The sequence below is a fragment of the Halobacillus aidingensis genome, from assembly GCF_900104185.1.
In the GTDB taxonomy this organism is placed as follows: Bacteria; Bacillota; Bacilli; order Bacillales; family Halobacillaceae; genus Halobacillus; species Halobacillus aidingensis.
The window spans coordinates 45,781-59,953 of the sequence record NZ_FNIZ01000018.1 but is presented as its reverse complement, the minus strand read 5'-3'; the positions used below and the strand labels follow the sequence as shown (position 1 = coordinate 59,953).

Sequence of the window (14,173 nt, the reverse complement as noted above, 5' to 3'; positions counted from 1 at the left end):
GAGATTTTCGTGGGTGTTTAGGGGCTCCGGGAAAAGGTTCGCTTTCCGTGGGCGAGTGATGAGCCTCCTCGAGCTAACGCTCTGCGGGGTCTCATCTACCACGCACTTCCCCTTAGATATCCGGTTCCGGCGCCTAGCGGCTAGTGAGACTTCCCTCGCTTCTGTACGATAAGTCAACATCGAATCGCTCCGCTCTTCGTGTTTCCTTTATCTCCTCCAGCTCAGTCCAGTCCATACGCCGCTGACCAAGGCGCCTGCACACTTAAGGTAGGAGTCTCACCGTTTCCCTCCGCCCCTTTACCATATGAGGTTCTCGAAATTGCTCTTAAAGTACCCTGCCTAGTTCTGTGTAAAAATCTTCCTTAACCCACGTCGATATAGGATTCTTAACCATAAAAGCTCCTATTACTGGAAGGTAGTTTCGAGAATCTCTTCCGGCAAGTGGGCGGAGGGGAATGGCGAGACTCCTGCGGGAAAAAAGTGCTTGGTGAGACCCCACAGGAGGCTCACCGCGCTCCCGCGGAAAGCGAGCTATTCCCCGCAGTCCCCATCCACTCAACAAAAGTCTCGAAACTAAGTCTTCCACAATCGGGAGCTTATGTGTAAGATGTAGATGAAATAGAAGAAAGAGGATTGGCGGGGAGCCAATCCTCTTTCTTCTATTTAACACTCTGTTTTTTCTGTTGTTGGACGAGAATGGTAGAGAAATATTTCCTCGTATCCGGGTGCAGGATGTGAAGGCGTTCCTTCTCACTTTTATCAGGTTTGTTTCCTTTATACTCAAACTCCACAAAAGCCCCGCTTAAATTTTCGGTGACTCCACTAATGACATAACCCTGTTCTAATAAGAAATCAATCTTTTCCCGTTCTGCTTCAAACTCACGATGGTCAGACATTTCAATTCCTCCTTGTTAAGCATCTATTTTCCTTGTGGACCCTTCTGTACCTGTCTTGCGTCCCAGCTTTTCTTCTACGAATTTTTCTCCGATAACCCAGTCCCGACCTACGGTTATGCCGAGATATTCATCGTCACTTGGGTTATCGATTTCTGCCTGGGGATGTTTTTTGAAATACCAATGCTTGGCTAATAAGTAATAACATAGGGCACCTACGCCAAATCCGACGAAGAAAGAATAGGTTGAGAACGTATAGGCGAAGGCACTTCCAATGACCCATGAAATAATGCCAGCCCAGTTGATGCCTCCGTCATACCGGAATTGTCCGCCGGGTTTATACAAATCATAGACGTTCATTCTCCGCTTTCTCAATAAGTAGTAATCGGCAAAAATGATTCCTACAATAACAGAGAGAATGGCTGCGGCAATCAATAAAACAGGGATCAATAGGTTAAAAATACTCCATGGCTGGATGACTGTCCCCACTAGACCTGCGATGAAAACGCCGGCCCAGAATGGCAGTTTCGGTCCGCCTACATTTGAAAAGATGGTGGCCGCAGGTACGATGTTGGCTGACACGTTTGTCGACCACTGGGCAAGAACAATCATTAATAGAAGAATTCCGAGGACCAGACCGCTCGCTGACTCCTGCAAAGCGACAACAGGGTCGAAGTTGGAAACAGCAATGTACGATACCGCACCAAGGACGACAATGAATGTTTGTGTTAATGGTAACGCTACAAGACTACCAACTAGAGCACCTTTGTTTCGCTTAATCCAGTTACGCTCATTTTTCGGTGCTTTTATAAAGCGAGAGATGGAAGAAATGTCTGCAGCAAGGGTTGCCCAGTAGCCCATATTTCCGACTACGACTACCACAAATGCTGTAAAAGCAGCTCCTCCGGTGACAGGGCTTTCCACCCATCCCCAAATGTCTCTTCCCTGTTCAGTTGCTGTACCAGCAAGTGTGAAATACATCCACACTCCAATCAAAATGATGATCGGTGCAGCAAGGTCAGCAAATTTTTCTACCGCTTTAATCCCTAATGCCGTATTAAACAGTTGGAATAAAGCAAAAAGAATGTAACAAACGAACCAATTATCAAAACCGAATAAGATGTTTAGAATTCCATTGATAGCGGTTGAACCGAAGAATGTATTAATCCCGAACCACATCGATGCAGCGACCCCGCGGACGACGGAAGGGAAATGGGTACCGAGTGTTCCAAAAGGTGCCCGCATATATACCGGAAATGATATACCATGTTCAATTCCAATATCAGCCGTGACAGTGATTGCAAGACCGATTAGAATCGTTCCCAATAAAGTTCCAAGAACGACCCAGATTAATGAAATTTCCTGCACACCCGCTCCACCAATGGCGAAAGCGGCCAAAACAACAGCCATACCCACCCACATGAATGTAAAGCCAAGGGTACTAATCTTTTTCTCACTGTGCGGGATGGGCATTAAATCCGGGGACATCAAATGATTTGTCTTTTTGTCCATTATTGGACTCCTCCTACCTATACCTGTTTTTTAAAAGGCTGCCCGGCTTTGAATGAAGCGAGGCAGCCTATATTCCATGGCATACGGACAGGTTACTTCTGATAAAGTTCTTCTTTGGAGGATGTCAATTCCCCGTAACGGGAACGTTTCAAATAGTTTCCTTTGCCAAGTTTACCGACAAATTCTTTATTCTTAATGACAAAATCACCACGGGATAATACACTGACCGGTTGTCCCGTCACTTTCATTCCTTCAAAAGGATTGTAATCGGCAGCCATGTGACTCGTTTCAACGGAGATCGTCCGTTCTACACTTGGGTCGAAGATGACAATATCCGCATCTGCGCCGACCGAAATCGTACCTTTTTGTGGGAACAATCCGAATGTCTTCGCGATTTTCGTGGACGTAATGTCTACAAACTCGTTCAGCGAAATTCTTCCTTTTTTCACCCCTTCAGAGAAAAGAATGCTTACGCGATCTTCAATGATAGGCCCACCGTTCGGGATCTTCGTGAAGTCCCCTTTTCCTAAGTCTTTCTGACCTTTAAAGTCAAAGGAGCACTGATCGGAACCAAGTGTTTGCAGATCCCCTGTCTTAAGTGCCTTCCATAATACTTCCTGATGGTGCTTTTCACGAAGTGGCGGAGACCACACATACTTTGCGCCTTCGAAGTTTGGTTTTTCTAAGTAACTTTGATCGAGCACCAAGTATTGCGGGCACGTTTCACCTGTGACGTTATAGCCTTTTTTGCGAGCTTTCGCGATGGCTTCTACCGCCTCTTCACATGTCACGTGAACAACATAAAGCTGGGAGTCAGCAAGTCCTGTTAATTCTGCTGCACGCCCTGTTGCTTCCCCTTCTACTTCAGGCGGTCGCGTCAGTGCATGATAAATCGGATCGGTTTGTCCTGCTTCCAATGCTTTATTAACTAAATGCTCGATCACATCGCCGTTTTCCGCGTGGACCATGACTAAGGCGCCAAGTTTTTTCGCTTGTTCTAAGGTACGGAAAAGGGTGCCGTCATCAGCCTGGAATACATTTTTATAAGCCATGAAAACCTTGAATGATGTAATGCCTTCATCTTCTATGACACTTGGAAGCTGCTCTAGGACACTATCGTTCATTTCACCAATCATCAAATGGAAGCTGTAGTCGATAACGGATTTATCCTTGGATTTCGCGTGCCACTGATCAATGGAATTTTGTAGTGGCTTGCCTTTGTCTGTCAGACAGAAGTCGATGACCGTGGTCGTTCCCCCGTGAGCAGCGGCTATGGTACCTGTTTCAAAGTCATCCTTACTGACCGTTCCCCCAAAAGGCATTTCGAGGTGCGTGTGTGGGTCGATACCACCAGGGAAAATGTAGTTACCTTCAGCATCGACGACCTCAGCTGAAGGATCGGTCAAATCCTGACCGATCAGAGCAATTTTTTCATTTTCAATGAGAATGTCTGCTTTGTACGTATCAGCGGCCGTCACAATCGTTCCATTTTTGATGATTTTCTTCATCCAATCCCTCCGTTAAAATTATTTGATTAAATTGACATCACAAGAAGAGGCGGCACCGATCGCTGCCTGTCTTTCATTCCATGTCATCGGTGGCTTGCCGTTCGCATACTCGACCATATCGATCGCACCATCCACTGGACAGACGATGCTGCAAAGGTTACAACCGACACAATCTTCCTCACGCACTTTGAGAATGTCGTTGCCATTGGCATCTTTCAACATATCGATACACTGGTGAGAAGTATCTTCACAAGCGATGTGGCACTTATTACAGTTGATGCATACATCGTTATTGATTTGAGCAACGACCTGGTGATTGAGGTCCAAATTGCCCCAGTCGCTGTACTTCTCTACAGACTTCCCGACAAGATCCATGACGGAATCAATGCCTTTTTCATCAAGATAATTGTCCAGCCCTTCGACCATATCATCGATAATACTGAAGCCGTGGTGCATCGCAGCTGTACAGACTTGGACACCCGTTGCGCCCATGAGCATGAATTCGACTGCTTCTCTCCAGCTGGATACACCACCCATTCCAGAAATCGGAACATTGATTTTCGGATGGCGGGCACATTCCGCGACCATGTTCAATGCAATCGGCTTAACGGCAGGTCCACAATATCCGCCGTGTGCCCCTTTGCCAGCAACGTTCGGAATTGTATCCCATGAATCAATGTCGACCCCAGCGAGACTGTTGATCGTGTTAATCATACTGACCGCATCAGCTCCACCATTAACGGCCGCTTCTGCTGTGAAAGTAATGTCGGTAATATTAGGTGTGAGTTTTACGATGACAGGCGTTTGGGCGACTTCTTTCGCCCACATGGTCTGCTTCTCAACAAGCTCTGGAACCTGCCCGGAGGCTGCCCCCATGCCGCGTTCTGCCATCCCGTGCGGACAGCCGAAGTTCAACTCCAGCCCATCCACCCCGACATCTTCGACACGTTTCACAATTTCATGCCATTTTTCCTGAGTCGGTTCAACCATCAATGAAGCAATGATCGCATGGTCTGGAAACCTTTTTTTCGTTTCGTAAATTTCTTTCAAGTTCACTTCTAATGGACGGTCTGTGATCAGCTCAATATTATTGAAACCAGCCACTTGTTTTCCATTAAACCCTACGGCCGCAAAACGGGAGGACACGTTTAAGATTGGTTCACCCAACGTTTTCCAAACGGCACCACCCCATCCAGCTTCAAAGGCGCGCTGGACCTGGTAGCCCGAGTTTGTTGGAGGCGCAGAGGCGAGCCAGTATGGATTCGGAGATTTGATTCCTGCAAGATTCAAACTTAAGTCAGCCATGTATGTTCCTCCTTGTTGAAAGATTTGTAGGCGCTCGTCGGCTCAGGTGCCAGTTGTTTGTGGATCGCCATCGCTGCTTCTTTTCCTTGTTGGGCGGCTGTTACAACCATCGCTTCTCCCTGCCCTTTGGCAAAGATGACATCACCCGCTGAAAAAACTTTCGGATTCGATGTTTGCAATGTTTCTGGATCGACAGTGACAACGCCACCTTCATGATCCAGCCCAAACCCTTCAATAAGATCGGTATAACGGCTTTGACCAATCGCTTTAATGACAGCATCCACTTCCATGACAAATTCAGAGTTTTCAACAGGAGACGGTCTGCGGCGGCCATCCGCATCCGGTTCACCGAGGGCCATCTTCACGCATTTTAAGTGTGTGACTTTCCCGTTTTCATCACCAATGATTTCAACAGGTTGTGTGAGCCAGTTGAATTCGACATCATCCTGCTTTGCAAAGTCATATTCGAACTCATACGCGGTCATTTCATTCCTCGTCCGGCGGTAAACGATCTTCACATCACCAGCACCTTTTCGAGCGGCACAAGTCGCAGCATCAATGGCTGTGTTACCGGCGCCGACAACGACGACATTTTTCCCAAGAAGTTCGTCGGTGATCGGTCCAGACTTCGTACTTTTCACAAAATCAATGGCGTCATGCACACCATCCAGATCCTCTCCATCAATGCCGAGCATCGGAACATTCCCCATTCCGATCGTCAACACAATCGAATCATAATCATTGGTCAACTCATCAAAAGAAACATCTGTGCCTACCCTTGTGTTGGTGCGGATTTCAACATCCAGCTTTTCGACTTGGTCGACTTCCCAGCGGGAAATATCCTGTGGAAGACGGAAAGAAACAATCCCGTAGGTATCAAGTCCACCCGCTTCCGCTTCGGCTTCAAAAATCGTTACATCATAACCGAACCTGGCGAGTTCCCTGGCTGCCGATAACCCGGCAGGTCCGCCGCCGACAACCGCAACTTTTTTACCGTTTTTCTTGCCAGGCTTGAACAATAATTGTTCGTTTTTAATTGCCCAGTCTGTTGCGAATCGTTGTAAATCTCCAATCAAGATCGGTTCAGTGGAATGGTTCAAAACACAGGCTCCTTCGCACAACTCTTCCGTCGGACAAACACGGGCGCAAGTCGCTCCGACAGGGTTGGACGACATGATGGTCGTTGCCGATCCTTTCAAGTTCCCGGATGCGATCTTCTTAATGAATTTCGGGATATCGATACCTGTGGGACAAGCCTGGATACAAGGAGCATCGTAACAATATAAACAGCGGTTCGATTCTTCCATCGCTTCCTGAGCATTCAGCCCGTCATGGACTTCCTCGAAGTTCACCTTCAAATTTTCCAATGAAATCCCTTTGCTCTTTAACTGGGTCAAGGTGTTTCCCTCCTTTAATAAAAGAGAGGCTTTTAGTTAGGCCTCTTAATAAAAAAGTTCCACATAGAGAAAATGGTTCATTTTCTTTTGCTCTATGCAGAACTTCTACTTTGTGTCTGATGGATAGGTTTTAAGGGAGAAGCTCAACCATGTTCTCGTAAGTTTCCGGACGGCGGTCGCGATAGAACTGCCATGTGTCACGTACTTCACGGATAAACTTCTTGTCCATTTCTGCAACGAGGACTTCGTCTTGGTCGCGGCTGGCAGTTTCAACAAAGTTTCCGCGTGGGTCGACAAGATAGGACTGTCCATAAAATTCACCCATGTTCCACGGTCCTTCATAACCGACACGGTTAATAGCGCCAAGGTAATACCCATTGGCTACCGCATGAGCAGGCTGCTCAAGTTTCCATAGGTACTCAGAAAGCCCAGCTACAGTGGCTGATGGGTTGAAGACCACCTCTGCCCCGTTTAACCCTAGTAATCTAGCACCCTCAGGGAAATGGCGGTCATAACAGATGTAGACGCCGACTTTCGCAAAGGCCGTATCGAACACCGGGTATCCGAGGTTTCCTGGCTTGAAGTAATACTTTTCCCAGAACCCGTGCCCCTTGTCGCCGACAGCGACTTGTGGAATGTGGTGTTTGCGGTATTTTCCTAGATAAGAGCCATCTGCATCGATGACGGCCGCTGTGTTGTAATACGTTGAAATCCCCTCTTTTTCATAGATAGGAAGAACAATCACCACGCCCAGCTCTTTCGCGAGTTCTTGGAAACGTATCGTTGTAGGACCATTTGGAATTTCTTCCGCTGAGTCGTACCACTTCGGATTTTGTTCTGAACAAAAGTAGGGGCCATAGAAAATTTCTTGAAGGCAAATGATCTGCGCCCCTTTTTCCGCTGCTTCTTTTACTAGTTTGATATGTTTTTCAATGGAGTGCTGTTTATGAACCTCTACAGGCTCACTCCCATCCACATCATGCGAAGCTTGGATTAAACCAATTTGGACTTTATCAGACACTATAATTCCTCCTTATGTAATCCTTTTTTGTTGTCCAGTCACCTTGAAACCAAATCCCCCAAGATTGTGATTTCTTAAATCAAGGCTTACCTCTTTTAATTGAATTTTCTTTATTTACTAAATTTTTAAATAACTAATTTTACTTTACATCATAAAATGAAAAATTCCATTATACATAATGTCAAATGTTGCATTCTGCGTTTAGATTTTTTGTAAGATCGGCAGGAAATTTGTGGATGCTATAGTGGGAAGTGCACGGAATTTTCAGAATCCCGCGCACCTATAAAAAGTCAGTACCAGCGTTGTGTCAGCATTTTACGCTTCGTATAGAAGTTGAGTCCATCTTTACCATTAGCATGGAGATCGCCATAGAAGGACTTTTTATTTCCAGAGAACGGGAAGAACGCCATTGGTGCTGGAACGTTGACGTTGACACCCAGCATTCCGGCATCCATCTCTTCTCTGAACTGTTGAACGGCTTTCCCGCTTGACGTGTAGATGACAGCGCCATTGGCGAATTCAGATTTATTGGCCGTTTCGATCGCCTCATCGAGCGTATCAGCACGAACGATACTAAGAACCGGGGCAAAGATCTCATCTTTCCAAATCTTCATCTCATCGCTGACGTAGTCAAAGATTGTCGCACCAAGGAAATAACCAGACTCATTTTCACGAAGCTCTACTCTCCCATCACGGACAAGCTTCGCATTATCCTGTTCTCCAGCTTCAATATAGCTGAGAACACGCTCACGGTGGGAGTCACGGATCAATGGCCCGAGGTTTGTTTCCTCGTCTAACCCATTTCCTACATTTAATTGATCAGCCGCTTCTTTTAATTTGGCGACAAGGGCATCACCCACATCGCCGACGGCTACAACAACAGAACAAGCCATGCAGCGCTCTCCCGCGCTTCCGAAAGCAGCATTGATGATTCCTTCGACCGACTTGTCTAAGTTACAATCCGGAAGAACGATGGAGTGGTTCTTCGCTCCAGCGAGCGCTTGAACTCGCTTGCCGTGGTTGGCAGCCGTTTTGTACACATATTCCGCAACAGGCTGAGAACCGACGAAGGAAATGGCGTCGACTTCCTCATGCTCAAGCAATCCGTTTACAACGTCATGGGCACCGTTGACGACATTGAGGACGCCTTTCGGAAGACCCGCTTCATGAATAAGTTCAACGAGCATTTTCGCGAGGATCGGCGTGCGTTCTGATGGTTTCAATACAAATGTATTTCCACATACGATCGCAAGCGGGAACATCCATAATGGCACCATCATCGGGAAGTTAAACGGGGTGATCCCCCCAACGACGCCCACCGGATAGCGGTACATTCCAGAGTCTATCCCTTCTGCAATGTCTGGAAGAACATCCCCCATCATAAGACTTGGTGCGCCAGCTGCGAATTCAACACATTCAATACCCCGCTGCACTTCACCTGTCGCATCTTTCATAGTCTTTCCATTTTCCTGTGTGAGTGCTTTGGCCAGCTCCTCACGATTTTCCACTAGTAACTGGTGATACTTGAACATCACTCTGGCCCGCTTCGGTACCGGCACCTTTTTCCACGTCTTGAATGCCTCTCTCGCTGATTGGACCGCTTTATCTACATCCTCTTTCGTTGAAATGGGAACTTGTGCAATGATCTCTCCTGTCGCAGGATTGGGTACGTCCTCCACTTGCCCGTTTTCCGACGAAACCCACTCGCCTCCAATGAAGTTCTGAATGGTTACCTGATTCTTCTTCGAGAAAGTTGTCTCCATTTTTTCACCTCTACTCGTAGATTCTGTTCCTTTACACCCTTCAAATATATTATAAATTCAGAAAATTTCTACATCAATGGACGAAGTGTCAAATCAAAAACCTCCCATTTTGACATAATGACCTTTTGGAAGAAGCTATTTCATATTTGGATAATACTGGATGACCTGGGCATCCTAATATTGGGTGACCAGGTCATCCAGTATTTTACATATAGGAGGGATTTTGTGAGCAATCAGAAGAAGGAGATTCAGCCGAAGCAGCATCAGGAACGGCAACCAGGGTTTGAACATGAAATGAAGCCACTTCCGGAATACGTGGATCCAAACTATAAAGGAAGCGATAAATTAAAAGGAAAAGTGGCTGTGATTACTGGTGGAGACAGCGGTATAGGGCGTGCGGTCAGCCTTTACTTCGCCAAGGAAGGCGCGGACGTTGCTGTCTTATACCTCAACGAACAGGAAGACGCTGAGAAGACGAAGCAGTTGATTGAATCGGAAGGTCGCACATGCCGCCTTTATAATGGAGATATCGGCAGTGCAGCGTTTTGTGAAGAAACCGTCCGGCGAATCAAAACTGACTTTGGAACGATTGATGTTCTCGTAAACAATGCGGCGATGCAGTTTCCACAAAAAGATCTAACTGCCATCACGAATCAGCAGCTGGAGAAGACCTTTCGCGTGAATTTCTTTTCTTATGTATATATGGCTAAGGCCGTCCTCCCTCACTTACAAAAAGGAAGCACGATCATTAACACTTCATCAGTCACTGCATATGAGGGAAATGAACAGTTGATTGACTACTCTTCAACCAAAGGAGCCATAACCACATTCACGCGTTCTCTCGCCAAGTCCTTGGTAGATAAAGGTATACGCGTCAACGGCGTCGCGCCTGGTCCGATTTGGACACCTTTGATTCCTGCAAGTTTTGATAAGCAAAAAGTAGCGGAGTTCGGTTCCACCAACCCGATGGGTCGTCCAGGGCAGCCGTATGAGCTTGCTCCTGCCTATGTTTATTTAGCAAGCCAAGATTCCAGCTACGTGACAGGACAAATGATCCATGTCAACGGCGGCATACCTGTCAACGGTTAAAAGCACGTTCTCTATAAAAAGAGCGGTCCCAAACCCAAAAGGCTGAGGGACCGCTCTTTCTATATATTTTTCACCATCATCATCATTGCAGGTCTACTTTTAGTTTCTCCCCTTCTACCAACACGTTTCCTTCTTCGTCCAAAACATCACTGGTTTCGATCCGCATAGACTCTAATTCTTTCCAATCATGCTCAAGAACAAACCCCATTTGTCCGACACGTGTTTCACCAGGTTCATATACCCCTTTTAGCTTTTCCAAATAAAAGTCGTCCTTGAACCCCAACTTCTCCCCGGTATTCGTCTTCAAGACTTCCACAGGCGCTAAATTCACTTTCTGATCTCCAGTATTTTTTATAGCTACGGTGAACTTGATATAATTAAAGTTTGTTTCATTATGAGTATAGGCATGGAAATAATCCACCAAGTCAGGTGAAGGAGAATAATTGAGCACTTTGACGTCCTTAACCGCCATTTGGACCGGTCCTACTTCTATATACTTCTCCATCTTCTTAATAGCTTTAAGAGCTAGCCGCCCATCCATGTCTTCTACCTGGTTCCCTACTTCCTTTAAATCCTGATCATCGGGAGCTTGGGGATTATTTTTATACTTCGTTTGTTCTGGAATTTCAAATAAGGGAGATTGTCCCTCCGACTCATTCCCTTCTCCAGCCACATGGTTTGAACACCCTGTGAGAATAATGGAAATGGTTAAACTCAATAATAGCAACAAACGTTTCAACGTTTATCTCTCCTTTTTCCAAAAAAGCCTCCCTAAGAAAGGGAAGCTTTTTCAATTATTTATGTGCCTGCTTTTTCATTTTTCCATTCTCCATCAAGTTCATGACCTTTTGTCCAACTTCGTGGTTATCATGAAGTCCTGCGAATTGTTGAGACTGAGGACCATAACCGTACACAATCACATCTTCCCCCGTATGGCCGCCGGTTGTCCATCCTGTACCGGAGCGAATATCAAAAATGTGCTCAATCGCATTATCAATCTCCGTCACTGATCCATTTTCTGCTGCATCTTTCACGGATTGGACTTCATCGTCCGTCAAGTCAAGATCCACGTACTGTTCTAACGTTTTTTCGACTCCAGCTCCTTCTGAGATTTCTGCAGCCATAAAGTCAGGTGTACGTTTCGCAGCTTTCAAAGGTTCAGGATTCCACTGATATTCTCCATCCCGCCCCATAGCCATTCCACCTGTAGAGTGGTCTGCTGTCGTAACAACTAATGTATTCTTATTGTTCTTCGCAAACTCAATGGCTTCTTCATAAGCAGCTTCAAAGTCCTGCATATCGCTCATAGCCGCTACTACATCATTATCATGACCCGCCCAGTCGATCTGACTGCCTTCAACCATCAGGAAGAAACCATCTTTGTCCTCGCTCAGCCTGTCCAATGCTGAAGAAGTCATTTCCTCCAAAGAAGGAGCATCTGAAGACCGGTCAATCATCTTATCCATGCCTTTAGGAGCGAACAAACCAACGATTTGATCATTAGAATCTTCCATAAGTTCCTCACGAGACTCCACATAGCTGTATCCATCTTTCTGGAAATCATTGGTCAGGTCACGATCTTCCCTTTTAAAATAAGTAGTTCCTCCACCGAGCAGCACATCAATCTTGTGTTCACCATTTACTTTTTCATCAAAGTAATCATCAGCGATATCATTATAATTGTGGCGGGATTCATCATGAGCACCGAATGAAGCAGGTGTAGCATGATTTACTTGAGAAGTCGCTACAAGGCCTGTTGCTTTGCCTTTTTCCTTCGCCAACTCGAGAGCGGTTTTCACTTCATTCTTCTGCATGTCCACAGCAATTGCATTGTTGTAGGTTTTAATTCCAGCTGCCATTGAAGTTGCAGCGGCAGCGGAATCCGTGATGCTCTCTTCTGGATCCCAGGAATAGGTCTCCTGCATCCCGATTAAATGTTCATCGAATGCCGTGTTTTCCGTATAAGGAGTAGAAGGATCATCTTTGAAGTAACGGTAAGCGGATGTATAGTTAGGTCCCATACCATCTCCAATTAGAAAAATAATGTTCTCTACCTTTCCTTTATCCTCTTTAGGTTTTGCAAGAACCTCTTCGTTAAAAGTAAAAGCAGAACCTCCTAGAATTAAAGATGTAGTTAGAGCCACAGGCAATAGTTTTTTCATATACTTTTTGCTAAACAACTTTATTCCTCCTCGTTATATGTCGATGCAATACGCATATTACTTGGAGAATATGAAACAATGGTTAAAAAACTGTAAATCTAGCGTAAATTAACAAATTAAGACAATTGGATCAGGTACATTGTTTGGAATTTAATTATCACCGAATGATAGGTTAAGCGTGGTATAATAGGTCAAAATCTAATCAAAAAAGGTGTGAAATCATGACCAAAAGCTTTTGTCACTGCTTTAGTAACAAGGAAGAGATTAATCGAGGAATCGAAGATAAGTGTACATACCTCGCCTTTTGTGTCGTCTCTGGTGAGCACGGAGCTGTAGAGTTCAGTTTCCGTACCAGTTATATCGACAGTGATTCGGAAGCGCCCTTCAGGAAATTTTACGACGTAGGCGAGGAACTTGAGGAGGATAACAAGACATCAAGAAAAATAAGGGTCCACAGCAAACATCCGCTTGCCCACAGTGATGCGGAGCCAACAGAAAAATCTTTCTTACGATCTTCTGAACGCTTCTACTCCTATAAAATCGGACTTGATTTACATAAGCTTCAATCTTTTAAAGACAACCCGGACAAATACTTAAGAACCATCCATTCAAAAAAACTGTACGATGAACTGAAGGCTGTCTATAAAAACATTTTTAAATATCCACCTGATGCATTAAAAGATGATCACTGGGTGGTACTCGTAGATTAACCTCATTTTCCATGTAGGATTTTCACGGAAACCGGAGTACATATTGGACGTTCACACACCAGCCAGATATAACATAGGCTATTGAGGATATAAAGTAAAGACAGGGGGAAAATGAATGTACTCCAATTTTAACCATGTCCCTTATGGTTATGGGTATCCCTACGGGGCAAATCCCTACCACCCTTATTCTCGTTATGCCTACCCTCAAGCCTATGGAACTTACCCAAACTACTATGGCTATGGTGTAAGACAACCGGTGCGCGGCCAGGCCACCTGGACAGAGGGCGGAGAAGTGACCAAATGTAGAATTCCATGGTCGAATAACCGATACATGACGGCTGCTGTCGGTCAGAATTCACCTTACCAATGCGGGCAGACGATTAAAGTGAAAAACCTTGCTAATCAACGGGTCGTTTTAGTCACGGTCGTCGATCAAGTCCCTAACTTCCCGGAAAATAAAATCAACCTTCACAGAAAAGCCTTTGAAACATTAGGGGCAAGTGTGGATCTTGGTGTCATCAATGTAGAAATCACACCGAACCCTCAATTAGAAGAAGAAAAATGGGGGAAATACCTTTTAGAGATCGCTCAATCGGCCTACCCGAATTATAATGCTACGGATTACAGTAAAGTAAGCCAAACCCAGCAGAATGGTAACATAAAGGAAGTTTACAAGTTTGTTATGGAATCCCCTCAGGAAACAATGAGCATCGAAGGGGCGGTCATCTATAATCCAACAACAGACCGCATCATTTCCATCAACTTCAAGGAAGTATCATAAGGTTCAATATATTTTAAGAGACAGCATTTATC

General features: G+C 45.4%; 12 protein-coding genes. 3 read left to right on the top strand and 9 right to left on the bottom strand.

Annotation, left to right across the window (positions count from 1 at the left end):
* Positions 1–659: 659 nt before the first annotated feature.
* The 7 genes from BLS23_RS15660 to BLS23_RS15630 form a co-directional block, all read right to left on the bottom strand.
* On the bottom strand, positions 660–896 hold the full coding sequence (locus BLS23_RS15660; RefSeq protein ID WP_089653981.1) for a hypothetical protein: 237 nt from the start codon (positions 894–896) through the stop codon (positions 660–662).
* A 15-nt stretch (positions 897–911) separates the two neighbouring features.
* Entirely contained in the window at positions 912–2,405 is a 1,494-nt protein-coding gene (locus BLS23_RS15655; RefSeq protein WP_089653980.1) for an NCS1 family transporter, read from the bottom strand.
* A 92-nt stretch (positions 2,406–2,497) separates the two neighbouring features.
* Positions 2,498–3,913, bottom strand: coding sequence for a dihydropyrimidinase (gene hydA / locus BLS23_RS15650; protein ID WP_089653979.1), 1,416 nt, complete (start codon positions 3,911–3,913; stop codon positions 2,498–2,500).
* 18 nt (positions 3,914–3,931) lie between these two features.
* The gene (gene preA / locus BLS23_RS15645) at positions 3,932–5,218 is read right to left on the bottom strand and encodes an NAD-dependent dihydropyrimidine dehydrogenase subunit PreA (RefSeq protein WP_089653978.1); all 1,287 of its coding nucleotides are present in this window, start codon (positions 5,216–5,218) and stop codon (positions 3,932–3,934) included.
* Positions 5,206–6,615 (bottom strand): NAD(P)-dependent oxidoreductase, encoded by a 1,410-nt coding sequence (locus tag BLS23_RS15640; RefSeq protein WP_089653977.1) that lies wholly within the window; start codon positions 6,613–6,615, stop codon positions 5,206–5,208. The genes preA and BLS23_RS15640 overlap by 13 nt, the downstream gene beginning before the upstream one ends.
* 130 nt (positions 6,616–6,745) lie before the next feature.
* Positions 6,746–7,636 carry a nitrilase-related carbon-nitrogen hydrolase gene (locus BLS23_RS15635; protein ID WP_089653976.1) on the bottom strand — a complete coding sequence of 297 codons (891 nt, stop codon included), beginning with the start codon at positions 7,634–7,636 and terminating at the stop codon, positions 6,746–6,748.
* 290 nt (positions 7,637–7,926) lie between these two features.
* Positions 7,927–9,399: a CoA-acylating methylmalonate-semialdehyde dehydrogenase gene (locus BLS23_RS15630; RefSeq protein WP_089653975.1), complete on the bottom strand. Its 1,473-nt coding sequence runs from the start codon at positions 9,397–9,399 to the stop codon at positions 7,927–7,929.
* A 225-nt stretch (positions 9,400–9,624) separates the two neighbouring features.
* On the opposite strand from BLS23_RS15630, the gene BLS23_RS15625 reads away from it, so the two are divergent.
* Positions 9,625–10,488, top strand: coding sequence for an SDR family oxidoreductase (locus tag BLS23_RS15625; RefSeq protein WP_244157242.1), 864 nt, complete (start codon positions 9,625–9,627; stop codon positions 10,486–10,488).
* A gap of 82 nt (positions 10,489–10,570) precedes the next feature.
* Here the strand turns inward: BLS23_RS15625 and BLS23_RS15620 are convergent, their stop codons facing one another.
* Positions 10,571–11,227, bottom strand: coding sequence for a hypothetical protein (locus BLS23_RS15620; protein WP_089653973.1), 657 nt, complete (start codon positions 11,225–11,227; stop codon positions 10,571–10,573).
* 55 nt (positions 11,228–11,282) lie between these two features.
* Complete coding sequence (locus tag BLS23_RS15615) at positions 11,283–12,668, bottom strand: alkaline phosphatase (protein WP_089653972.1); 1,386 nt, start codon at positions 12,666–12,668, stop codon at positions 11,283–11,285.
* 203 nt (positions 12,669–12,871) lie between these two features.
* On the opposite strand from BLS23_RS15615, the gene BLS23_RS15610 reads away from it, so the two are divergent.
* Positions 12,872–13,360 (top strand): hypothetical protein, encoded by a 489-nt coding sequence (locus BLS23_RS15610; protein ID WP_089653971.1) that lies wholly within the window; start codon positions 12,872–12,874, stop codon positions 13,358–13,360.
* A gap of 115 nt (positions 13,361–13,475) precedes the next feature.
* A complete protein-coding gene (locus BLS23_RS15605; protein WP_089653970.1) occupies positions 13,476–14,141 on the top strand; it encodes a DUF3889 domain-containing protein in 666 nt (221 codons plus the stop codon).
* Positions 14,142–14,173 lie beyond the last annotated feature (32 nt).